The sequence below is a fragment of the Streptomyces sp. NPDC058308 genome (genome assembly GCF_042880275.1).
Lineage (GTDB): Bacteria > Actinomycetota > Actinomycetes > Streptomycetales > Streptomycetaceae > Streptomyces.
The window spans coordinates 163,108-183,875 of record NZ_JBHVZA010000017.1; the positions used below are offsets into that span (position 1 = coordinate 163,108).

At 70.3% G+C, this 20,768-nt stretch carries 22 protein-coding genes and 1 pseudogene; 14 read left to right on the forward strand and 9 right to left on the reverse strand.

The features are described 5' to 3' along the window. The first annotated feature begins 48 nt into the window (after nt 1-48). Nucleotides 49-261 carry a hypothetical protein gene (locus ACFVYL_RS23560; RefSeq protein WP_389719195.1) on the forward strand — a complete coding sequence of 71 codons (213 nt, stop codon included), beginning with the start codon at nt 49-51 and terminating at the stop codon, nt 259-261. A 387-nt stretch (nt 262-648) separates the two neighbouring features. On the opposite strand, the gene ACFVYL_RS23565 is transcribed toward ACFVYL_RS23560, so the two are convergent. Beyond that, nucleotides 649-1,020, reverse strand: coding sequence for a hypothetical protein (locus tag ACFVYL_RS23565; protein WP_389719263.1), 372 nt, complete (start codon nt 1,018-1,020; stop codon nt 649-651). Nucleotides 1,021-1,260: 240 nt separating this feature from the next. Here ACFVYL_RS23565 and ACFVYL_RS23570 point away from each other — a divergent pair. Beyond that, nucleotides 1,261-1,428: pseudogene (locus tag ACFVYL_RS23570) on the forward strand (IS5/IS1182 family transposase); the annotation flags it as partial. Nucleotides 1,429-1,484: 56 nt separating this feature from the next. On the opposite strand, the gene ACFVYL_RS23575 reads toward ACFVYL_RS23570, so the two are convergent. Further along, a complete protein-coding gene (locus ACFVYL_RS23575) occupies nt 1,485-1,973 on the reverse strand; it encodes a winged helix-turn-helix transcriptional regulator (RefSeq protein WP_389719196.1) in 489 nt (162 codons plus the stop codon). 90 nt (nt 1,974-2,063) lie between these two features. Between ACFVYL_RS23575 and ACFVYL_RS23580 the strand changes: the two genes are divergently transcribed. The 6 genes from ACFVYL_RS23580 to ACFVYL_RS23605 all read left to right on the forward strand — a co-directional run bounded on the left by ACFVYL_RS23580 (nt 2,064) and on the right by ACFVYL_RS23605 (nt 7,447). Next, the gene (locus ACFVYL_RS23580; RefSeq protein WP_389719197.1) at nt 2,064-2,765 is read left to right on the forward strand and encodes an SDR family oxidoreductase; all 702 of its coding nucleotides are present in this window, start codon (nt 2,064-2,066) and stop codon (nt 2,763-2,765) included. Nucleotides 2,766-2,826: 61 nt separating this feature from the next. Beyond that, nucleotides 2,827-3,252 carry a tautomerase family protein gene (locus tag ACFVYL_RS23585; RefSeq protein WP_389719198.1) on the forward strand — a complete coding sequence of 142 codons (426 nt, stop codon included), beginning with the start codon at nt 2,827-2,829 and terminating at the stop codon, nt 3,250-3,252. Between the two features lie 255 nt (nt 3,253-3,507). Beyond that, on the forward strand, nt 3,508-4,056 hold the full coding sequence (locus ACFVYL_RS23590; RefSeq protein ID WP_389719200.1) for a phosphatase PAP2 family protein: 549 nt from the start codon (nt 3,508-3,510) through the stop codon (nt 4,054-4,056). Between the two features lie 379 nt (nt 4,057-4,435). Further along, the gene (pcaC, locus tag ACFVYL_RS23595) at nt 4,436-5,734 is read left to right on the forward strand and encodes a 4-carboxymuconolactone decarboxylase (protein WP_389719201.1); all 1,299 of its coding nucleotides are present in this window, start codon (nt 4,436-4,438) and stop codon (nt 5,732-5,734) included. A gap of 55 nt (nt 5,735-5,789) precedes the next feature. After that, entirely contained in the window at nt 5,790-6,422 is a 633-nt protein-coding gene (locus ACFVYL_RS23600) for an MBL fold metallo-hydrolase (protein WP_389719261.1), read from the forward strand. 245 nt (nt 6,423-6,667) lie between these two features. Next, entirely contained in the window at nt 6,668-7,447 is a 780-nt protein-coding gene (locus ACFVYL_RS23605) for an exodeoxyribonuclease III (RefSeq protein ID WP_389719202.1), read from the forward strand. 13 nt (nt 7,448-7,460) lie between these two features. Here ACFVYL_RS23605 and ACFVYL_RS23610 read toward each other — a convergent pair whose 3' ends face one another. The 4 genes from ACFVYL_RS23610 to ACFVYL_RS23625 all read right to left on the reverse strand — a co-directional run bounded on the left by ACFVYL_RS23610 (nt 7,461) and on the right by ACFVYL_RS23625 (nt 10,880). After that, nucleotides 7,461-9,239 (reverse strand): SGNH/GDSL hydrolase family protein, encoded by a 1,779-nt coding sequence (locus ACFVYL_RS23610; RefSeq protein WP_389719204.1) that lies wholly within the window; start codon nt 9,237-9,239, stop codon nt 7,461-7,463. A gap of 278 nt (nt 9,240-9,517) precedes the next feature. Further along, a complete protein-coding gene (locus ACFVYL_RS23615; protein ID WP_389719205.1) occupies nt 9,518-9,970 on the reverse strand; it encodes a hypothetical protein in 453 nt (150 codons plus the stop codon). Next, on the reverse strand, nt 9,967-10,737 hold the full coding sequence (locus ACFVYL_RS23620; RefSeq protein ID WP_389719207.1) for a PRC-barrel domain-containing protein: 771 nt from the start codon (nt 10,735-10,737) through the stop codon (nt 9,967-9,969). Before ACFVYL_RS23620 ends, ACFVYL_RS23615 begins: the two co-directional genes overlap by 4 nt. Continuing rightward, nucleotides 10,734-10,880 (reverse strand): hypothetical protein, encoded by a 147-nt coding sequence (locus ACFVYL_RS23625; RefSeq protein WP_389719208.1) that lies wholly within the window; start codon nt 10,878-10,880, stop codon nt 10,734-10,736. The genes ACFVYL_RS23620 and ACFVYL_RS23625 overlap by 4 nt, the downstream gene beginning before the upstream one ends. 265 nt (nt 10,881-11,145) lie before the next feature. Here ACFVYL_RS23625 and ACFVYL_RS23630 point away from each other — a divergent pair, with 265 nt between their 5' ends. The 5 genes from ACFVYL_RS23630 to ACFVYL_RS23650 all read left to right on the forward strand — a co-directional run bounded on the left by ACFVYL_RS23630 (nt 11,146) and on the right by ACFVYL_RS23650 (nt 14,921). After that, complete coding sequence (locus ACFVYL_RS23630) at nt 11,146-11,589, forward strand: DUF6278 family protein (RefSeq protein ID WP_389719209.1); 444 nt, start codon at nt 11,146-11,148, stop codon at nt 11,587-11,589. 114 nt (nt 11,590-11,703) lie between these two features. Continuing rightward, the gene (locus ACFVYL_RS23635) at nt 11,704-12,447 is read left to right on the forward strand and encodes an amino acid ABC transporter ATP-binding protein (protein ID WP_389719210.1); all 744 of its coding nucleotides are present in this window, start codon (nt 11,704-11,706) and stop codon (nt 12,445-12,447) included. 30 nt (nt 12,448-12,477) lie between these two features. Then, nucleotides 12,478-13,383 carry a glutamate ABC transporter substrate-binding protein gene (locus tag ACFVYL_RS23640; RefSeq protein ID WP_389719211.1) on the forward strand — a complete coding sequence of 302 codons (906 nt, stop codon included), beginning with the start codon at nt 12,478-12,480 and terminating at the stop codon, nt 13,381-13,383. 9 nt (nt 13,384-13,392) lie between these two features. Continuing rightward, a complete protein-coding gene (locus ACFVYL_RS23645; RefSeq protein WP_389719212.1) occupies nt 13,393-14,037 on the forward strand; it encodes an amino acid ABC transporter permease in 645 nt (214 codons plus the stop codon). Continuing rightward, on the forward strand, nt 14,034-14,921 hold the full coding sequence (locus tag ACFVYL_RS23650; RefSeq protein ID WP_389719213.1) for an amino acid ABC transporter permease: 888 nt from the start codon (nt 14,034-14,036) through the stop codon (nt 14,919-14,921). The genes ACFVYL_RS23645 and ACFVYL_RS23650 overlap by 4 nt, the downstream gene beginning before the upstream one ends. 51 nt (nt 14,922-14,972) lie before the next feature. Here ACFVYL_RS23650 and ACFVYL_RS23655 read toward each other — a convergent pair whose 3' ends face one another. The 3 genes from ACFVYL_RS23655 to ACFVYL_RS23665 form a co-directional block, all read right to left on the reverse strand. Beyond that, nucleotides 14,973-16,583 carry a CocE/NonD family hydrolase gene (locus tag ACFVYL_RS23655; RefSeq protein WP_389719215.1) on the reverse strand — a complete coding sequence of 537 codons (1,611 nt, stop codon included), beginning with the start codon at nt 16,581-16,583 and terminating at the stop codon, nt 14,973-14,975. 116 nt (nt 16,584-16,699) lie between these two features. Beyond that, entirely contained in the window at nt 16,700-17,890 is a 1,191-nt protein-coding gene (locus ACFVYL_RS23660) for an Ig-like domain-containing protein (protein WP_389719217.1), read from the reverse strand. 133 nt (nt 17,891-18,023) lie between these two features. Beyond that, the gene (locus ACFVYL_RS23665; RefSeq protein ID WP_389719218.1) at nt 18,024-18,779 is read right to left on the reverse strand and encodes a hypothetical protein; all 756 of its coding nucleotides are present in this window, start codon (nt 18,777-18,779) and stop codon (nt 18,024-18,026) included. Between the two features lie 104 nt (nt 18,780-18,883). Between ACFVYL_RS23665 and ggt the strand changes: the two genes are divergently transcribed. Beyond that, entirely contained in the window at nt 18,884-20,713 is a 1,830-nt protein-coding gene (gene ggt / locus ACFVYL_RS23670; protein WP_389719220.1) for a gamma-glutamyltransferase, read from the forward strand. Nucleotides 20,714-20,768 lie beyond the last annotated feature (55 nt).

Here is a 20,768-nt window from a genome sequence, read left to right on the forward strand (position 1 = left end):
CGGGCGGATCTGGTTGTCCATGGCACGGACGGGAAGGTGTCTGTGCGTATGAACAAGGGGAGTTACTTCGACGGTGGTGCCGAATGGAGTGCGGGCTGGGGCAACTACCTCGGCCAGCCCGGCAAGGGCTCCCTCTACTTCGCTGACGTCAACGCCGACCAGAAGGCCGACCTGATCGTCCACGGCACAGACGGGAAGATCGCCGCGCGCATCAACACCGGCACGTACTTCGCCGTCGCACCGGGCGACGACTGGATCTGACCGGCCCTGGAGTGCTTACTTCCGTGAAGGGCATCTCCGCCTCCCCGTAGTGGTCGCCGAGCACCAGCTTCGCCGCGGCGGTCGCCTCCACACCGAACGCCCGTAGCTCCGCCGAGATCTGCACGCTCTTGGGAGGCGGCGGGGGAGGCGGAGTTGGTCTCTGCTCTGCTTCGGGGCAGCTTCAGTTCCACACGGCCGTTGGGCCGGACGACTGCACCACCCACGGACTCTGCAGGTGCGGGCGGAAATATGGACCACACTGCTTTCCACCAACACGAGATCAACTACTACGCTCGGCGCCACCCCAAACCAGCGGCTGGAGTCAACGCATAGAACCTCCACCGATCCCGGAGCGGTTCAGTCACCGGCCCGAAGTCCTCCGAGGGGTCAGAAGGAAGCTCCCGAGGCCCCTGCCATGACTCCGAAGCCGAGCGGGATGAGGAGCAGCACGTTCGGGGCCTTGGTGTGTCCAGCCCGTCGTGCCGCCGTCATGCATCCCGCGGTGGCGATTCCGAACACCGCGGCGAACACGAGCATGTCCGACCAGCTCACGTCGTCCCACGTGGAGGTCATCCACTGGAGAACGGTCATGGCCGCGCCGAACAGCGCGGCACCGGTGAGGGCGTCGAGTCCTTCCAGAGCGGTGGGCTCAGGCCCTTTGTGCTTCAGGAAGTGCCAGAGCTGTGCGAGGAGCACGCAGATGGTGATGCTCTGCACGATGACGGCGAGCACGAACGCGCCCATGAACAGGTTCTGCATGATGCGACCTCCTTCGCCGGCGGATCAGCCGCCGCAGCCCTTCACCATGCCGGTGATGCCAGTAACGTTGCCGAAAATGGCCACGGCCAGCTTCAGGCGTTCCTCGCGGTTGCCGGCCTGGGCGATCAGCTTGGCCCCCTTGACGACGCCTCCGTACTTGGCGGCCTTGGAGATGAGCAGGGCATTGCCCGCGACGAAGGCCCCGACGGCGCCGATGCATGCGGCCACGCGCTTCGTCTGGAACAGGCCCGCAACAAGTCCCACAAGCAGGTCCGCGCTCGCGTTAAGCACACCTTCGCCCGGATGAGGAACTGGAAGATCCTGCGCGACTGCCACCTCGGGGGCGACGGCCTCCACCACGCCGTCCAGTCGTCGCCACCGTTGCACAACCTCGCCCTCGCCGCGTGAACCAGCAGGCAGGCCAGCCGCCCACTTCGGGCTACGTGAGCCTTCTGTAACACCCTTCAGCCGCGCTGCCAGGCGGGGTTCAGCCGGATCTCGATGTCGTCGGACGCCATCTCCGGTGTCGGCTCGGCGGTCACGCGGACCCGCATCGCACGGCCGGTGTCGCTCTCGACGAACGACAGGGGTGGGCGGCCCTCCTGCAGATGCTTGTCGCCCCACTGCATCAGCGACAGGAACACCGGCAGCAGGTCCTCACCGGCCTCGGTCAGCCGGTACTCGTCTCGGGCCCGCCTGCCCGGTTCCCGATAGGGGACGCGCGCGACGACCCGTGCGGACTCCAACTGTTTGAGCGCCCGTGACACCGCGGGTGCGGAGCTCCCGACCCGCACCACGAAGTCCTCGAACCTGGTGGTGCCGTAGAAGCATTCGCGGACCACCAGGAACACCGTCTTGGTGCTCAGCAGGTCCAGCACCCGCTCCGCCGAGCACCCGTCGCCGATCGACCAGGCATCCCGGTCGCGCAACCGCTCCTCGAACTCCATCGCCATCCCACCATTATAACTAACGCTTGCGTTACCCAGTGCGGCGTGATTCCATCTCTCTCACTAACGACATCGTTATCCAGGTGGAGGGGTGCTGTGGTTGCAGTAGCGGGCAGGGTTGCCGTGGTGACGGGCGGTCGGCGGGGGCTCGGCGCGGCGTTGGTGGACGAGCTGCTGGCGCGCGGGGCGCGAAAGGTGTACTCCACCGCGCGCTCGGCGTACATCGACGACCGCCCAGAGGTGGTCACCGCCGAGCTTGAGGTCCGCTCGGCGGAGTCGGTCGCCGCCCTCGCGGAGGTCGCCGCCGACGCCGAGATCGTGTTCAACAACGCCGGCGTCCTGCTGCCGGCCGCACTGCTGACAGGCGACGTCGAGAACGCCACCGAGACATTCGACGTCAACGTCTTCGGGCCGCTGCGGGTGGCGCGGGCGTTCGCGCCGATCCTGGCCACCAATGGCGGGGGCGCACTCGTAAACATGCACTCCGTGCTGTCCTGGCTGGCCGGCAGCGGCGCCTACGGGGCATCCAAAGCTGCGGCGTGGTCTGTCACGAACTCGCTCCGGCTCGAACTGGCGCCCCAGAACACCCAGGTCGTCGGCGTGCACGCTGGATTCATCGACACCGACATGGTCTCCGCCATCGAACGGCCGAAGGCCACGCCCGCCGAGATCGCCGCGCGGATCGTCGACGGCCTTGAGGCGGGGGACACGGAGGTGCTCGCCGACGACGTCACCGTCGCGGTCAAAGCAGCGCTTTCCGGCCCCGTGGAGCACCTGACCTTCTCAGCCGCCGGCTGACATCTCATCTCATCACGCCGGCTGACATCTCATCCCCTTGCCCAAGGAGCACCGAACCGCCATGCCACTGTGGTCCATTCATCACACCCCCGGAATCTTCACCGACGACGACAAACACCAACTCGCCTCCCGCATCGCCGACCACTACGAAAAGGTCGGACTGCCCCGGTTCTACGTGGTCACGCTGTTCCACGAGACCCGGCCCGAGGACTTCTATGTCGGCGGGGAACCCACCCCGGCCGGGGTTCGCATCGCCATCGACCACATCGCCCGGCGTAACCCGGACCAGGAGACCCGCCGCCGGACCGCCCAGTGGATCAGGGGCATGCTGCAGCCCCGCCTCGAACAGCACGCCGGGCTGCACTGGGAGTTCCACGTCGACGAAACCAGCGAGGACCTCTGGATGATCAACGGAATCGTGCCGCCCCCAGGAGGCTCCGACGCCGAGAAGAACTGGGCGAAGCAGAACTCAGCGTCCACCTACTGACCGCGCCACCGGCACGGTTCCCGGAACGGACGAGGCGCACTGCCAGCAGGTCGCTGAGGTGCGCCCTCATCCAGACGCCCGTGCCCTCTGGCAGGCTGGCTCCGCCGAGCTGATCATCTTGCGCGGGAACGAATCATGATGTCGTGTACGACATCGGTACTTGCGGGGCACCGTCCAGAGCGAGCCCCGAAGACGGGGGCAAACGGAACCACGTCACCTGCGTATGCCACAAGCGAGAGCGGGAACCTGCCCCACATGATCGACTCGGCGGATGTCAAAGAAGGCGACGAACGGCTCACCCGTCGCGTGGCGCACTGGACCACGCCCCTGACCCGGCGCGTACTGCCCGCTGTGGAGTCGGCGGCCGAGCACACCAAACTGTGGTGGGCCGCGGCGGCGCTCATGTCCGCCACCGGCGGCTACCGGGAGCGGAAAGCCGCGATCGCCGGACTGGTCGGCATGGGGGTCGCGGAGCTGGCGTCCAACGCGGTGTGCAAGCAGCTCTACGAACGGCGCAGGCCGCCCAAGGAGTTGATCCCTCACCAGGATGTCCACGACCGCCCGGACAGCTCTTCGTTTCCTTCCGGGCACACTGCTGCCGCCGTCGGCTTCACCGCCACCGTCGCCGCAACCTCCCCCGGCTGGGGCGCCGCCTGCGCGGTCCCGACGGTGGCGGTCGCGGTCGAGCGGGTGCACTCCGGCGCGCACTACCCCAGCGACGTGGCCGTCGGCGCCGTGATCGGACTGGCCAGTGCCTGGCTCATCCACCGCACGCCCCAACTGGTGCTGCGCCGTCTGTTGTGACCTCTTCGATTCACGTCCACGACGAGGAAGTCTTCACGATCAAGCAACTTCGTCGGCGCGCGTATCGGCTCATGGAGCTTCTCGGCCTCCGTCGCGTCAGGCTCTACGACGCCCACTCGTCGTGTTTCACCTACCTGGCCGACAACGGCGTGCCGGACCACCTCCTCGCGCGATGGGGGCCAGCGCGATGGGGCGGATTCAGAATCCGACTGTTGGTTGTGGACCGGTGGCCGGTGGCCGTAATCGGGAGGGGGCATCGGAGAACGCACGTCTTCAAGGTTCGGGCAAGCGTCCGGGCCCGCCGTCGCGAGAGGGTTGCGATGAGCTAGGTTCACCCCCGGCGATGTGACATCTCGTGACAGATGAGAGGGTCTGGCGGGTGAGTGAGACACCGACGAACACCCTGCAATACCGCTTTGACGGGCCAGAAGACGCCCCGGTCCTCATCCTCGGCGCGTCCCTCGGCACCACATGGCACATGTGGGATCGGCAGATACCCGAGCTGATCCGGCAATGGCGGGTGTTCCGCTTCGACATGCCCGGTCACGGTGGAGCGCCCGCCCACCCGTGCGGGTCCGTCGGAGAGCTCGTCGACCGGCTGCTCGCCACGCTCGACGAGCTCGGAGTGCACCGCTTCGGGTACGCGGGCTGCGCCTTCGGCGGCGCCATAGGGGTCGAGCTCGCGCTCCGGCACCCGCAGCGCGTCGCCTCACTCGCGCTGATCGCCGCCTCGCCGCGGTTCGGCACGGCCGACGAGTTCCGCCAGCGCGGCGTGATCGTACGCAGCAACGGCCTCGATCCCATCGCGCGCTCGGCGCCCGACCGATGGTTCACGCCCGGCTTCGCCGCCGCTCAGCCCGCCATCACCGACTGGGCCGTGCAGATGGTGCGCACCACCGACCCGGGGTGCTACATCGCCGCCTGCGAGGCGCTCGCCGCGTTCGACGTCCGCGCCGAGCTGGGCAGCATCGGCGTGCCGACGCTGGTGCTCGTCGGCTCCGAGGACCAGGTCACCGGGCAGGGCGAGGCGCGCACGCTCGTCGCGGGGATCCCCGACGCGCGGCTCGCCGTCGTGCCGGGCGCCTCGCACCTCGCGCCGGTCGAGCAGCCCGCCGCCGTCACCGACCTCCTCGTACGCCACTTCTCGTCGGCCTGGCAGCCCGCCGCCGACGCGACGCTCGGCCAGTCGGCCATCGGCGCGCCGCCCGTCAAGCCCGTCCTCGCCCCGCCGCCCGTCGCGCCCGTCGGTGAGATCGCCGCCGTGGAGCAGCCCGAGGCCGTGCCGGGCGCGGTGCGACCGGACGTGTACGACGCCGGGATGAAGGTCCGCCGCGAGGTACTCGGCGACGCGCACGTCGACCGGACCCTCGCCGCCGCCGACGACTTCTCCGGGGACTTCCAGGAGCTCGTCACGCGCTACGCCTGGGGCGAGATCTGGAACCGCCCAGGCCTGGACCGCCGCTCGCGCAGCTGCGTCACGCTCACCGCGCTCGTCGCGGGCGGCCACCTCGACGAACTGGCCTTCCACACCAGGGCCGCGCTGCGCAATGGGCTCACCCCCGCCGAGATCAAGGAGGTCCTGCTGCAGGCCGCCGTCTACTGCGGCGTCCCGGCGGCGAACTCGGCCTTCCGGGTCGCGCAGGCCGTGATCCGTGAGGAAACCACGCCGCAGGAGTAGCAGGATGGGAGGCATGACGACTTCTCCCGAGACCCACGCCGCCCGCGCGAAGAGCATGACGTTCACGAAGAAGTCCCACGCGTGCGTGCGGCTCGAAAAGGACGGGCGCACGCTCGTCGTCGACCCCGGCGGCTTCAGCGAGGAGGACGCCGCGCTCGGCGCCGATGTCATCCTCGTCACGCACGAGCACCCGGACCACTTCAGCGAGGACCGGCTGCGGGCCGCCATGGAGGCACGCCCCGGCGCCGAGATCTGGACCCTCAAGTCCGTCGCGGACCAGATCTCGGCGGCCTTCCCCGGGCGCGTGCACACCGTCGGGCACGGTGACGCCTTCACGGCCGCCGGATTCGACGTCCAGGTGCACGGCGAGCTGCACGCGGTGATCCACCCGGACATCCCGCGGATCACCAATGTCGGGTATCTGGTCGACGGCTCGGTCTTCCACCCGGGCGACGCGCTGACCGTTCCCGACCAGCCCGTCGAGACGCTGATGCTGCCCGTCATGGCCCCGTGGAACAAGATCTCCGAAGTGATCGACTACGTACGGGAGGTCCGGCCGCAGCGCGCCTACGACGTCCACGACGCGCTCCTCACCGACCTCGCCCGGCCGGTCTACGACAACCAGATCGGCTCCCTGGGCGGCACGGAGCACCTGCGTCTGACGCCAGGAGAGTCGGCCGAGCTCTGAGAGCCTGTCTTTGAACCCCCGCCTGCGCCCCGACGCCCGGCACGCACGCTCGGCGCACGGAGCTCCAGGACAGGTGGCGGAGCCACCTGTCCTGGAGCTCCGCACACCGATCGCACGCTTCCCCAAGCTCTCGGCTCCGCTCGAGCAGGGGAGGCCCCAATCCGCCGCTGCGCCCGCGCTTCGCGCGGACGACGGGGTTCAAAGACAGGCTCTGACTGTCGGTGGCGCCCGGTAGGTTGGAGAACATGCGCATCGCCACCTGGAACGTGAACTCGATCACCGCCCGTCTGCCGAGGCTCCTGGCCTGGCTGGAGAGCACCGGCACGGACGTGCTGTGCATCCAGGAGACCAAGACGACGGCCGAGCAGTTCCCCGCCGCCGAGCTCCGCGAGCTGGGGTACGAGTCGGCGGTGAACGCGACAGGACGGTGGAACGGCGTCGCAGTGGTCTCGAAGGCCGGCCTCGACGACGTCGTCAAGGGCCTGCCGGGCGGCCCCGGGTACGACGGCCTGGACGAGCCCCGCGCGATCTCCGCGACCTGCGGCCCCGTCCGCGTCTGGTCGGTGTACGTGCCCAACGGCCGCGAGGTCGACCACGAGCACTACGCCTACAAGCTCCAGTGGTTCGAGGCCCTGAAGGCGGCGGTCGCCGAGGACGCGGCGGGCCCGCGCCCCTTCGCGGTCCTCGGCGACTTCAACGTCGCGCCGACCGATGACGACGTCTGGGACCCGTCGCTCTTCGTCGGCGCCACGCACGTCACCCCGGCCGAGCGCGCCGCCCTCGCCGCCCTGCGCGAGACGGGCCTGACCGACATCGTGCCCCGCCCCCTCAAGTACGACCACCCGTTCACGTACTGGGACTACCGCCAGCTGGGCTTCCCCAAGAACCGGGGCATGCGCATCGACCTCGTGTACGGGAACGGCCCCTTCGCGAAGGCCGTCTCCGACTCGTACGTGGACCGTGAGGAGCGCAAGGGCAAGGGCGCGTCCGACCACGCCCCGGTCGTGGTCGACCTGGACGTGTAGCGCGCCCGGCGGGCTACGGCACGAGCAGCCGCAGGTCCACCGAATCCGCCAGCGCGGCGAGCCCCGCGTCGCCCGGATGCAGATGGTCCCCGCTGTCGTAGGCGGGCGAAAGCCGCGCCGGATGCGCGGGGTCCCGCAGCACCGCGTCGAAGTCGAGCACGGCGTCGAAGTCGCCGCTCCCGCGCAGGTAGGCGTTGGCGGCCTCCCGCTGTGCGTTCGCGGCCGCCGTGCAGAGCGACTCGCCCTCACAGGGCGCGATCGTCGCCGCCACGGCCCGCAGCCCGCGCGCGTGGGCGCGGTGCGCGATCTCCCGCAGACCGGCGGTCAACTGGTCCGCGGAAGCGCCCCACCGCACGTCGTTGATCCCCTGGAAGACGACGATGGTGCGCGCCGACGTCTGGGCGAGGACGTCCCGGTCGAGGCGGTGCAGCGAGCTCACACCGCCCGTGTCGGTGGAGACGCCGTCGCCGGGGTAGCGGTCGGCGACCACGCGGTTCGCGGAGATGCCCTGGCCCAGCACGCCGTAGCGCGGCACGGCGGACTGGTTCAGGAGCCGGGTCGCCAGGATGTTCGGCCAGCGCCGGTTGGCGTCCGGCGTCGACTTCACGCCGTCCGTGATCGAGTCGCCGAGCAGCACCACGGAACCGGGCCCGCCGCCCACGTCGATGCCGGTGAGCAGCGGCCACGTCGTGATCGTCGAGGTGTACGCGGCCGGGGAGCCGTCCGCCGTGTGGTCGCCGGGGGTGCTGACGTAGGACCGTTGGAGTGCCTGGCTGTGCACGGGCGCCGTCGCCACGGGCCCGGGCAGGTGGAAGCTCACCAGAAGATTGGTGTCGGCGGGCACGTCGAAGTCGAGGGGATCGCTGAACGCCTGGGCGCCCGCCGGGATCTCCGTGCCGGAAGCGCCTCGGAAGGACAGCCGCCGCGGCTCGCCCCGGGCGCCCGCCCCCGCTTCCTGCACCGCCACCGTCGCGCCGCCGATCCGCACCGGAGTCGCGGCGAAGGTGTTGTCGAGCCGGACGCGCACCCGCGGCCCGCCGGTACTGGTGTGCACGACGAGCCGCACGCTCCGGTCGGCCCAGGGCCCCACCGCCGTGTAGCCGGCGGTCGGCGCCGACCAGGTGCCCGTCCACCCGCGCGTCTCGGCCCGCACGGACACCGCGAAGACGTGCAGGTCGGGGGCGCCGGGGTCGCGGGGCAGCCGCACCGTGGCGACCTCGCGCCCGCGGGCCGACGGCACCGTCACCACGTACAGCCGTGCCCGCTCGGCGAGTTGGCCGCCGGGCGTGTTGATGTGGGGGAGTGCGACCGACTTGGTGGCGAGCGGGCCCGAGCGCCAGTCGGGGGCGGCGAGCCGGTAGCTGCGCCGCGAGCCGTCCCGGTACTGGACCGTGCCCGTGCCGCTCGCCTCGCCGCCCGTGCCCGCGACCAGGAAGGCCAGGGCGTTCCCGCGGCCGCGCACCCGCACCGCCTGCCCGTCGGCCCGCACGTTGTCCGGTGCGCCCGGCGCGGTGCGCGGCCAGGTGAGGCGGGCCCCGTCGACGGCCAGGGACCGCCCGGGAGTCCAGCCCGCGGAGGCCAGGTCCCGCGCGGACAGCGAGCCGCCCGCGCCGTCGAAGTCCGCGTCGGCGGGGCGGGCGTCGTCGCTGACCGCGCGGTTGTCGAAGAGCCGCTCCAGGGGGAGCGGCCCGGGTCCGTCCGCGGCGGAGGTGCCGGCCTGTGCCGGTGCCGCCGGCAGGAGCCCCGTGAACAGGGCGAGCACGGCGGCCGCTCCCCAGATGTGTCGGCGCACGACAGACCCTCCCGCGTGTGATGGCCCGATGATGAGCGGCGGGCGACCGGTCGATGGGTGACGACGGATGCGCCACGAAGCTAAGGAGGCGCCGGAGGCGAGTCAATGAGGGACGCGTGAACACGACGCGAACTCGCCGGACACACCGGCCGCCGCAGCGCGCCGTCGGCATCAGCCCGTTCCCGTATCTCGTACGCGGTGATCAACAGCCGCACCCGGTCCCGGGCGCCGAGCTCGGCGGGCAGCCGGGTCTCCTGCTGCCCGTGGAGGACGGCCCGTCAGCCGCCGCCCGCCGCGCCGGCGCGGATCACCACGGCGTACGAGCCGACGCCGAGCAGTCGGGCGCCGGGGATCCGGTCGCCGCGCGAGCCGTGGAGGGTGTCGATGCGGCCGGACTCGGGGTCGAAGGCGACGTCGGCCAGCGTCCCGATGGTGTCGCCCAGCTCCGTCAACAGGCGTTTGCCGAGCAGGTTCTGGCTGTCGGAGGAGTCCGCCGAGGTGAACCTGGCCGCCGTGGGCGCCCCGACGACGACCGCGTCCGGCCCCACCGCGTGGACGTCCGCCCAGGCGACGACGTCACCGCCGTCCTTGACGCCTCCCAGGCGTACGGCGCTGATCAGGGCGCCCTCGGGGCCCTCCGGTTCGACGACGAGCCCGGCCACGGTGCCGATGTGCGCGGCGTCCGACGCGCTGACGACCGGACGTCCCACGGTCTGGCTGAGCAGCATCATGAGGTCCGCTCCTCACCCGTGGCACCGGGCCCGGCCGATCCGGCGAGCCCGCCCGTCCCGGTGGGCCGTCCCGTCCCGGTAGGCCGTCCCGTCTCCGGGTGCCCACGCGTCTCGCCGGGACCACGCGTCTCGCCGGGGCCGCGCGTCTCGCCGGGGCCGCGCGTCTCGCCGAGCCCACGCGTCTCGCCGGGCCCGGCCGTCTCGGCGCGCCGGATGCGCCACACCGCCGCCGCCAGCTCGCCGAGCTCCTCGACGACGAGCTCGGTGTCCCGCGCCGGGACCATCAGCGTGTCGCCGGTCATGGCGGGACGGCCGCCGAGTGGCAGGAAGACCTTGCGCTCGTGCCGGCCGAGGGCCTCCGTGGAGGTCATCTCGACGCCGACCACCCGCCCTTCCCGGCCTGCCTCGATCAGCACGTCGAGCACCGTGCCGACCTGCACGCCCTGGTCCGTGAGCACACGGGCACCGCGGACCAGGCCGCCCGAGGTTTCCTCCCAGGAGGCGACCGCCGACTTGTCCTCCAGGGCCTCCGCCGAGGTGATCATCACGGCGTCGGCGCCCAGGGCGTGGACCGCCGCCCACGGCAGGCTCTTGCGCATCGGACCGGACAGCAGTCCCCGCCCGGCCAGTGTGAACCCGGCGATCCGGCCCCCCGCGCCGTCGAGCACCACATCCTTGACCTGGGCGACCGCTTCGCCGCCCAGCGTGACCACCGGCCGTTTGGTGAGATCGCCGGCCGAGAGCACCGCGGGCAGGGGCGCCGTCATCGCACCCGCCCTCGCCCGGGGCGCCGGCCGCGCCGCACCACGATCACTCCGCCGCGCCGCCGCCGGGCCTGCACGCCGACCACCGCGGCGACCAGCAGACCCAACACGACGACGACGGCGACCAACCACGCCCACCACACCATCGTCCACCTCCCGGACCGACCCGGAATGACCCTCAGGTACTCCCGGGTACCCCTTCCGGGCGAACCAGTCACCTCCGGAGCGAGGTATGCGGTCTGGGCCCGCACGGGATCCGGAGCCCAATTCGCCCGATTCCGTGATCAACTGAAGCAAGATACATTCGTGGGTTCACGGACATCGGCACCCCCGGGCAACGGAGGTTGACGCGGCAGGCCCGGGCACGAGAGGGAGATGATCTCCCGCGACCCCCCAACGGAGAGGCCGATCATGAACATCCCGTTCCTCGACAAGTGGCGCAGACGGCACTCCGCGACCGATCCGGCCGAGGGGCTCGCGGCCGTCTTCCAGGAGGATCCGGACGGCGTCGGCGAACTGCTCTCCGAGTGTGAGCTGTTGCGTTCGCAGGCGAGTGCCGCCGGGCTCGAACTCGACGACTCCCCGGCCTCGTTGGCGGCCCTGGACCAGCTCCTTCCGCGCTGGCGCGACGACCCGGAGATGCTGCCGTGGCTCGGCAACGACGCCGGGCTCTACCTGGGTTCCGTCGTGGTGCGGACGGTGCCGGGCGCGACCTGGCACGTCTGGCCCGGCGGCAGCCCCGTCGTGCGGCTGAAGACCGGGCGGGACATCCAGGTCGTCGCGGCGGGACTCGACTGGGCGGTCCACGGGGCGCCCGAGCTCTCCCAGGTCTACGCGGAGGCTTCCGAGACGTAACCCGAATTGCCTCAAATACGGTTAATGCCCATAAGTGCGTGTCGTCCAGTAAGTCCCGTTTTAACGTGGATAGTTTGCGCGGACGTACACAGCTGAGAGTGGGCAGGTCTTGCCATGGCCGTCGATCCGTTGATCGAGCTGCGTGATGTGAACAAGTACTACGGAGAGCTGCATGTCCTCCAGGACATCGACCTCACCGTCGGCAAGGGGGAGGTGGTCGTCGTCATCGGCCCGTCGGGGTCGGGCAAGTCGACCCTGTGCCGCACGATCAACCGGCTCGAGACCATCCAGTCGGGCACCATCAGACTCGACGGGCAGCCACTGCCCGAGGAGGGGAAGGCGCTCGCGAGGCTCCGCACGGAAGTCGGAATGGTCTTCCAGTCCTTCAACCTCTTCGCGCACAAGACCGTCCTCCAGAACGTCTCCCTCGCGCAGGTCAAGGTGCGGGGCCGCAAGAAGGACGAGGCGGACAAGCGCTCCCGGGAGCTCCTGGAGCGCGTGGGCCTCTCCGCGCACGCCGAGAAGTACCCGGCACAGCTCTCCGGCGGCCAGCAGCAGCGCGTGGCCATCGCCCGCGCACTGGCCATGGACCCCAAGGCGCTGCTCTTCGACGAGCCGACCTCGGCCCTCGACCCCGAGATGATCAACGAGGTCCTCGAAGTCATGCAGCAGCTCGCCCGCGAGGGCATGACCATGGTCGTCGTCACCCACGAGATGGGCTTCGCCCGCTCCGCGGCCAACCGGGTCGTCTTCATGGCCGACGGCCGCATCGTCGAGGACCGGACCCCCGAGGACTTCTTCACCCACCCGGAGAGCGAGCGGGCCAAGGACTTCCTCTCCAAGATCCTCAAGCACTGACGGGGGGACGTGTTCGTGAAGCGACACACCATGCGTACGACACGCCTGCTCGCGGCGCTCGCCCTCGCCGCCTGCGCCGCCGCTGCCTGCGGCAAGGAGGGCAGCCCGCCCACCAAGGGGCCCGCGGCCGAGGAACTGCCCAAGTACCAGGTGGCGACCGGCTTCCAGCTGCCCGCGTCGGGGACCTGGAAGAAGGCCAGGAGCCGCGGCCGCTTCGTCGTCGGCGCCAAGGAGGACCAGCCCTACCTCGGCGAGAAGGACCCGGCGAACGGGCGCTACTCCGGCTTCGACATCGAGATCGCCAAGATGATCTCGGCCTCGCTCGGCCTCGACCCGGCCAGGACCGAGTTCAAGACCATCGCGTCGGCGAACCGCGAGACCGCCCTGCAGAACGGGCAGATCGACTACTACGTAGGCACCTACACCATCAACGACAACCGCAAGAAGCTCGTCGGTTTCGGCGGGCCCTACTACATGGCGGGCCAGGGCCTGTTGGTGCGCAGCGACGAGGACGGCATCAAGGGCCCGCAGGACCTGGCGGGCAAACGCGTCTGCTCGGCCGCCGGCTCCACGCCCTACCAGCGAATCCAGCAGGACTACCCGAAGGCCACCCTCGTCGCCTACGACACGTACTCGGTCTGCGTCGACAACCTGCTGACCTATCAGGTCGACGCCGTCACCACCGACGACGCGATCCTGATCGGCTACGCGGCCAAGGTGCCCGACGAGCTCAAAGTGGTCGGCAAGCCGTTCTCGAAGGAGCCGTACGGCATCGGCGTGCCCCGCGGCGACAACGCCCTCAGGCTCGCCGTCGACGACGCCCTGGCGGCCGGGGAGAAGAACGGCGACTGGAAGAAGGCGTACGACGCCACGCTCGGCCTCTCCGGGGTCCCGGCGCCGAAGCCGCCCGCCATCGACCGCTACCCGGCGAGCTGAGGAGGCGTCGTGGACGTACTGACAGACAACTTCTCCACGTTCGGCAAGGGCTTCCTCGGCACCGTCGAACTCACCGTCTACGCCTCGGTCCTCGCCCTCGTGCTCGGCTTCGTCATGGCGTCGTTCCGGGTGGCGCCCGTCGGCTCCTTCCGGGCGTTCGGCACGGCCTGGGTCACGGTCCTGCGCAACACCCCGCTCACGCTGCTCTTCTTCGCCGTGCTGCTCGGGCTGCCGCGCTTCGGCCTTGTGCTGCCCTTCAAGGTGTTCGCGGTGCTCGCCCTCGGCTGCTACACCTCCGCCTTCATCTGCGAGGCGCTCCGCTCGGGCATCAACACCGTGCCCAAGGGGCAGGGCGAGGCGGCCCGGAGCCTTGGCATGTCCTTCGGCCAGACCCTGTCCATGGTGGTCCTGCCGCAGGCCTTCCGGTCCGTCATCGCGCCGGTCGGCTCCAACCTCATCGCGCTCGCCAAGAACTCGGCGATCGCGGGCGCGTTCAGCGTCACCGAGCTGCTCGGCACGTACAAGACCCTCAACGAGCTGGGCTACAGCATCATCTGGACGTTCGTCTGGATCGCCGTCGGCTACCTCGTCATCACCCTCGCCATCAGCGCGATCTTCAATGTCCTCGAAAAGCGCTGGGGAGTCGCCCGATGAAAGCCCTCTCCCACGATTCCACCGCCCTCTACGACATCCCGGGCCCCCGAACCGTCCGACGGCACAAGCTGTACGGGGCGATCTCCACCCTGATCGTGCTCGCGCTCGTCGGCTGGATCCTGTACCTGCTCTTCGACACCGACCAGTTCACGTCGACGAAGTGGACGCCCTTCGAGTACCAGGGCATCCAGGAACTCCTCCTGCGCGGCCTCGGCAACACGCTCAAGGCCTTCGCGATCTCCGCGGTCCTCGCGCTCGCGCTCGGCGGCCTGCTCGCCACGGGCAGGCTCTCCGACCACCGGCCCGTGCGCTGGGCCGCCACACTCGTCGTGGAGTTCTTCCGGGCCATGCCGGTGCTGGTGATGATCTTCTTCGTCTTCGTGGCGCTGAAGGTCCAGCCGCTTCCCGCGCTGGTCGCCGGACTCACGCTCTACAACGGTTCCGTACTCGCCGAGGTCTTCCGATCCGGCGTCAACTCCGTGGAGAGGGGGCAGCGGGAGGCGGCCTACGCACTCGGAATGCGCAAGACACAGGTCATGGGACACGTCCTCGTACCGCAGGCCGTTCGTGCCATGTTGCCCGCCATCATCAGCCAGTTGGTGGTGGCCCTGAAGGACACCTCGCTCGGTTATCTGATCACCTACGAGGAGTTCCTCCACGCCGGGAAGCTGATCGCTTCGAACCTCGACTACGATTTGCCTTTCATCCCCGTGGTCATGGTGATCTCACCGATCTACATCGGGATGTGCATGTTGCTGTCGTGGTTCGCCCAGTGGGTGTCCAGGCGTCAGCGGCGCAATCCCAAGACCGAGGCCGCGGATGTGGCCCCGGCGGAACCAGGGACGCTGCTGCCCGGGGGTCCCCCCACGCCGTTGGGGCCGTAGGGGGAGTGCAGCAGCTCGAAGGGCCAGACCCGATTCGGCAGCAGCCGGAGATCACTGCTCGCGCAGGGGAACGGACACGTACGACGGGTCCGCCTCCGGCGAGGAGAAGGTCAGCTGCGCGCCGGACGGGTTGTGCTCGATGTAGAGCGGGTCGACCGTGTCGACGACCAGGGCGAGCTTGTGCCCCGCCGGTACGTCGTAGGCCGTGGAGAACAGCTCCAGGTCCACGCCGAACGGCTTTCCGGGCGTCTTGCCGTGGAAGGTGTACGGCGCGTTGCTGACCAGCTTGCCGAGGCCGAGCGGCCCCACGTCGTAGAGGTACGCGACGAGGGTGCCGCTCTCCTTGGTGCTGGAGAGCGTCGTGTGCAGCTTCGCGGTCCCGCGCACCTTCTGGACCGACGCGTACCGCTCCGACTGCCAGACGCCCGTGTAGCGGCGCGGGAGCAGCGGCACCGAGGCCATCGGCGGGATCTTCAGGAACTGGTCGAGGGCGTTGGAGAGGATGGCGATGCCGCCGTTGGCGCCCGAGTCGACGTTCGTGCGGATCGTGGTGTTCCCGGCCATCGCGATCTTCTTGCGGGTGGGGCCCACCGACTTCCAGTCCGGGTAGCCCTCGTAGTCGCCTTCCGAACGGGACTTGAGCTGGACCGGCTGCTCCTTGTCGATGCCGTTGTCCGCGCCCTTGAGGTAGTGGTCGAACCAGCGCCGCGTGGACGTCCAGGTGTCGTTGGGCAGGCCGAGCAGGCCCGTCGCCTCGGCCGTCGCGTGGTCGCCGGGGCGGAACTCCAGGCGCTTGGGGCCGGTCAGGCGCTCGTAGAACTCGGCGTACTGGTTCGGCGGGAAGAGCGTGTCGCCCCAGGCGTTGCCGAGCATGACGGCGGCGCCGTTCTCGTTGATCCGGTCGAGGTAGGTCGCGGGGGAGCGCTTGGCGCCCCACGCGATCATCTCGTCCTCCTTGTCCAGGTGGGAGCCGAGGAAGTCCTTCAGCGTCTGCTGGAGTTCGGCGCTCGGCCGGCCCGTGAGCGCGCCCGCGCCGCCGAGCAGGGCCGCCGCCTGGGCGTGCTGGGTGCGGCCGCTGTAGATCGAGTCGATGAGGTCGCCCCAGCCGCTCATGGCGGCGACGGCCTTGACGCGCTTGTCGTGCCCGGCGGCGAGCAGGCTGATGCCCGCGCCGTACGAGACGCCCGCCATGCCGACCTTCGAGGGGTCGGCCGGGGTGTTCTCCAGCGTCCAGTCGATGACCTTGGACGCGTCGGCGATGTCCTCGGGGCCCGCGGTCTCGATCTCGCCGCCGGACTGCCAGAAGCCGCGCGAGTTGTAACTGACCACGACGTAGCCCGTGTCGGCGAGCTTCTGGGCCTGGGCGACGTACTCGATCTGGGGCATGGCCCAGCTGGTGGGCAGCACGATGGAGGGGTATCTGGCGCCCGGCTTCGCGCCGTTGGGGGTGAAGACGTTGGCCTTGAGGACGGTGCCGCCGTCGCCGGGGATGTCGACGAAGCGAGCCTCGGCGGTGGCGCCGGAGCTCGCGGCCGGCGGCGCGGCGGCCGGTGCCGCCTGCGCCGTCGGGGCGATACCGAAGGCGGCGCCGGCGACGAGGGTCGCGGAGACGGCGCCGACGGTGGTCGTGCGCAGGGCCCGGTGCGGGTGCGGAGCTCTCACGGATCACTTCCTCACTCGTTGAAAGTGCAAAGTGACCCGACGGTAACCGCGATGCTTTACCGGGGGTAACCCATCGGTAAGTTACGCCCCGGTAACGATAGTTGAAGAGGTGGCGACTACTTCAGCGCGCTCTTCGTCTGCCAGTCGGACCAGGAGAGGTTCCACTCGCCGTAGCCGTTGCCCGGGTCCGGGACGCCCTTCGAGCCGCTGCCGGTGACCTCGAAGGGGTCGCCCGGCTGGGCCTGGCCGTAGAGCCAGCCCGCGTCGCCGTCGCTCATGCCGATGCAGCCCGAGCTGTGGTTGGTGTTGCCGAAGTACGAGGCGTTCCAGGGGGCCGCGTGCGCGTACATGCCCGACCAGGTCAGGCGCATCGAGTCGTCGACCATCTTGTTGTAGCTGTTGCTGCCGGAGAGCCCGACCGTCTCGGAGCGCATGTTGATCGTGCCCTCCTTCGACATCAGGACGGAGGTGCCGCCCCAGGAGGCCTTCTCGCCGCCGGGGGTGCCGGCCGACATGGGCATCGACCTCACCGTCTTGCCGTCGCGCTTCAGCGTCGCCGTCTTGCTGTCCAGGTCCACCTTGACGACCTGGCTCTTGCCGACGGTGAAGTTCGTTGCGTAGTCACGGACGAACCAGTCGTCGCCGCCCGAGTCGATGCCGTTCAGGCGGGCGTCCAGCTTCACCTTCGTGCCGGACTTCCAGTACTCCTTGGGGCGCCAGTCGACGCGGTCCTTGCCGTCGTAGTTCTTGATCCAGCCCCAGGACCCGGTGGTGCCGTTCGACGTCGTCACCTTGAGGGCCTTCTCGACCTCGGCCTTGTTGCGCACCGGGTGGTCGAAGGTGATCGACAGGGGCTGGGCGATGCCGACCGTGGTGCCCTTGCCCGGGGCGAGGGTCACCTTGTTGACCTGGTCGGGCGCGGCCGTCCTGAAGGACGACTTCGCGCTGCCGCCCTTGTCCGTGCTCGCCTCGACCCGGTACGCGGTGCCGGGCGCCACCGTGCGCTGCGAGGTCCAGGTGGTGCCGTTCGCGGATATCCTGCCGGGCAGCTTCGCGCCCTTGTCGTCGGCGACCGTCACCTCCTTGAGCCGGCCGTCGGCCAGCTTCACCGTGACCGGGCCGCCCGCCTTCGCCTGCTGTCCGGAGAGGTTCACCGAGATCTTCGGTTTCTCGGCGGCCTCCGCGCCGGACGAGCCGCTGCCGCCGGAACAGGCGGTCAGTGCGGCGGTGAGCACCGCGAGGCCCGCTGCCGCCGCGTGGCGGGTGCGAAGGGGGCGTCGGCGGCTCGAAGAGCTCTGGGGGGTCAAGGAACGTACCTCCGTGCGAATGTGGACTGCACGGAGAGAGGGCGGATCGCCCCGACGGGTTGTCTGTTGTCCGGAAAATGCCTGCTAGGTCACAGAAGAGCCCGAATGGTGTCGGCGCTCCGTGAGGGGCGCGTCACTTGGCGCGATGGGAGGAGCGGGCGGCCGGTACGGGCAGCGGGGCCCGGGCCTCGCGCGTCACGTCCGCGACGAGCTCGACGACGTCGGGTCCGTACGCCTGCGAATTGACGATCTTCAGGAGCAGCACGAAGGAGTTGTTGCCGTGCTTGCGGGCGAGCTTCTCGTGGTGGCGGGCCAGATAGCGGGTGGCCGCCTGGCTGGCGACCGCGCGCTGGCCGCAGAAGAGGAAGACGGGGCGCGCGGCCTGGCCCTGGTCCGCGGTGAGCCGCGCGAGGATCACGTGCTCGGTGAGGCCCGACTCCAGGCGGTAGCGCTCGCTGCCGATCTGGAAGGCGCCGCGGTCGGGGACCGGCTCCGGCTCGGTGTTCACCCGGACGCCCGGCAGCAGGGAGTGCATATGGGCCGCCATGCGGCGATTCGCCACCGGAGACCCCACACAGAACTCGGTGCGCTCGCCGAAGCCCTGCTGGGCCGCGTCGTGCGCGACGACCTGGGCGTGCGCGCCGCACTCCTTGATCACCGCGGCCAGCTCGATGAGCGCGAACACGTCCTGGCGCACCACCATGAGCTCCGGGCCGCCCGCGTCGCGGTTCACCACAAGGAGCGACTCGGAGTTGTCGGGCAGCCCGAAGAAGGCCTGCTTGCGGCGGAGCCTGCGCTTCCACAGGTGGCCGCGGAGGAGCCAGCCAAGGACGGCGCTGATGCCGACCGCGATCAGGCCGAGGACGATGTTCCGCACGTCTTCAGTCATGGGGGCGCATGCTAGCGGGCTGCCGGACCCGTGTTCGAGGAGGTCCTGACGCGACGGGGGCTGCGAAGTTACGCTGCGCAGACGGTTGTTGACTGGAGGTACGGATGCGTCGCGCTGTCGTACGGAATCTGACGCTATGGACGGTCGGAGGGGTATTGGTGTCGGTCGGTGCGGCCGCGCCCCCTTCGCCCGCGCGCTCAGCGGAACCGGCACCCGCACACGGGCCGGTGAGGACCCCGGCCAAGGTGCCGGTCGCCGTCGGCGAGGGCGGCGCCGTCGCCAGCGTCGACCCGGACGCCTCGGCGGCCGGCATCGAGGTGCTCAAGAAGGGTGGCAACGCCGTGGACGCGGCCGTCGCCACCGCCGCCGCGCTCGGCGTCACCGAGCCGTACTCGGCGGGCGTGGGCGGCGGCGGGTATTTCGTCCACTACAACGCAAGGACCCACGAGGTCAGCACCATCGACGGCCGCGAGACGGCCCCGCGCACCGCCGACTCCGGGCTGTTCCTGGAGAACGGCAAGCCGATCCCCTTCGCGGACGCGGTCACCAGCGGCCTCGGCGTCGGCACCCCCGGCACGCCCGCCACCTGGCGCTCGGCGCTCGACACCTGGGGCAGCAAAAGCCTGCGCACGCTCCTGAAGCCCGCCGAGCGCCTCGCGCGCGACGGCTTCACCGTCGACCCGACGTTCCGCGCGCAGACCAAGTCCAACCAGGCGCGGTTCAAGGACTTCCCCGCCACGGCGGAACTGTTCCTGCCGCACGGCAGGCTGCCGGTGGTCGGCTCCACGTTCAAGAACCCCGACCTGGCGAGCACCTACCGGGAACTGGGCCGTGAGGGCGTCGACGCGCTGTACCGCGGCAAGCTGGCCAAGGACATCACGCGCACGGTGAACAAGCCGCCCGTCGACCCGGAATCCGGCCGCGTCGTCCGGCCGGGCGCCCTCTCCGTCAGGGACCTCGCGGAGTACGGGGTGAAGCGGCAGAAGCCCACGAAGGCCTCCTACCGCGGTCTCGACGTCTACTCCATGGCCCCCTCGTCCTCCGGCGGCACGACCGTCGGCGAGGCCCTCAACATCCTGGAGCGCACCGACCTCTCCGAGGCGTCCAGGACGAAGTACCTGCACCGCTACATCGAGGCCAGCCGCGTCGCCTTCGCCGACCGGGGGCGCTGGGTGGGCGACCCCGCCTTCGAGGACGTACCGACGAAGCAGCTCCTCTCGCAGCGGTTCGCCGACTCGCGGGAGTGCCTCATCAAGGACGACGCCGTCCTCAAGAGCCCGCTCGCGCCCGGCGATCCGCGCCACCCCCGGGCGTGCCGCGCGGGCGGCCGGGCGGCCCCGACCACGTACGAGGGCGAGAACACCACGCACCTGACGGTGGCCGACAAGTGGGGCAACGTCGTCGCGTACACCCTCACCATCGAATCGACGGGCGGCAGCGGCATCACCGTCCCGGGCCGCGGCTTCCTGCTCAACAACGAACTCACCGACTTCTCCTTCGCGCCCGCCGACCCGGCGGTGCACGACCCGAACCTGCCGGGCCCCGGCAAGCGGCCGCGCTCCTCGATCGCCCCGACCATCGTGCTCAAGGACGGCAAGCCGGTGGTGGCGCTCGGCTCGCCGGGCGGCGCGACCATCGTCACGACCGTCCTGCAGACCCTGACGGGCTTCGTCGACCGGGGCCTTCCCCTCGTCGATGCGATCGCCGCGCCGCGCGCGAGCCAGCGCAACGCCGCGCAGACCGAGCTCGAACCGGAGCTCTGGAACAGCCGGACCCGTAAGTCCCTGGAGGCGGTCGGGCACTCCTTCAAGCAGAACCCCGAGATCGGCGCGGCCACGGGCGTGCAGCGGCTGCCCGGCGGCAAGTGGCTCGCGGCCGCGGAGAAGGTCCGCAGGGGCGGCGGATCGGCGATGGTGGTACGTCCCGACCAGTGAGCGGAAAACCGTATGTACCAGGGGGCGGAAAACCGCATGTGCCAGGGAGCGGCAA

What these genes read in the sequence shown, in the direction of transcription:
- ACFVYL_RS23640 (WP_389719211.1), top strand. Translation starts at nt 12,478, where the DNA reads ATGCGTACGACACGCCTGCTCGCGGCGCTCGCCCTCGCCGCCTGCGCC.
- ACFVYL_RS23560 (WP_389719195.1), top strand. Translation starts at nt 49, where the DNA reads ATGAACAAGGGGAGTTACTTCGACGGTGGTGCCGAATGGAGTGCGGGC.
- ACFVYL_RS23665 (WP_389719218.1), bottom strand. Translation starts at nt 18,779, where the DNA reads ATGACTGAAGACGTGCGGAACATCGTCCTCGGCCTGATCGCGGTCGGC.
- ACFVYL_RS23650 (WP_389719213.1), top strand. Translation starts at nt 14,034, where the DNA reads ATGAAAGCCCTCTCCCACGATTCCACCGCCCTCTACGACATCCCGGGC.
- ACFVYL_RS23575 (WP_389719196.1), bottom strand. Translation starts at nt 1,973, where the DNA reads ATGGCGATGGAGTTCGAGGAGCGGTTGCGCGACCGGGATGCCTGGTCG.
- ACFVYL_RS23600 (WP_389719261.1), top strand. Translation starts at nt 5,790, where the DNA reads ATGACGTTCACGAAGAAGTCCCACGCGTGCGTGCGGCTCGAAAAGGAC.
- ACFVYL_RS23615 (WP_389719205.1), bottom strand. Translation starts at nt 9,970, where the DNA reads ATGATGCTGCTCAGCCAGACCGTGGGACGTCCGGTCGTCAGCGCGTCG.
- ACFVYL_RS23565 (WP_389719263.1), bottom strand. Translation starts at nt 1,020, where the DNA reads ATGCAGAACCTGTTCATGGGCGCGTTCGTGCTCGCCGTCATCGTGCAG.
- ACFVYL_RS23630 (WP_389719209.1), top strand. Translation starts at nt 11,146, where the DNA reads ATGAACATCCCGTTCCTCGACAAGTGGCGCAGACGGCACTCCGCGACC.
- ACFVYL_RS23625 (WP_389719208.1), bottom strand. Translation starts at nt 10,880, where the DNA reads ATGGTGTGGTGGGCGTGGTTGGTCGCCGTCGTCGTCGTGTTGGGTCTG.
- ACFVYL_RS23620 (WP_389719207.1), bottom strand. Translation starts at nt 10,737, where the DNA reads ATGACGGCGCCCCTGCCCGCGGTGCTCTCGGCCGGCGATCTCACCAAA.
- ACFVYL_RS23585 (WP_389719198.1), top strand. Translation starts at nt 2,827, where the DNA reads ATGCCACTGTGGTCCATTCATCACACCCCCGGAATCTTCACCGACGAC.
- ACFVYL_RS23635 (WP_389719210.1), top strand. Translation starts at nt 11,704, where the DNA reads ATGGCCGTCGATCCGTTGATCGAGCTGCGTGATGTGAACAAGTACTAC.
- ggt (WP_389719220.1), top strand. Translation starts at nt 18,884, where the DNA reads ATGCGTCGCGCTGTCGTACGGAATCTGACGCTATGGACGGTCGGAGGG.
- ACFVYL_RS23590 (WP_389719200.1), top strand. Translation starts at nt 3,508, where the DNA reads ATGATCGACTCGGCGGATGTCAAAGAAGGCGACGAACGGCTCACCCGT.
- ACFVYL_RS23605 (WP_389719202.1), top strand. Translation starts at nt 6,668, where the DNA reads ATGCGCATCGCCACCTGGAACGTGAACTCGATCACCGCCCGTCTGCCG.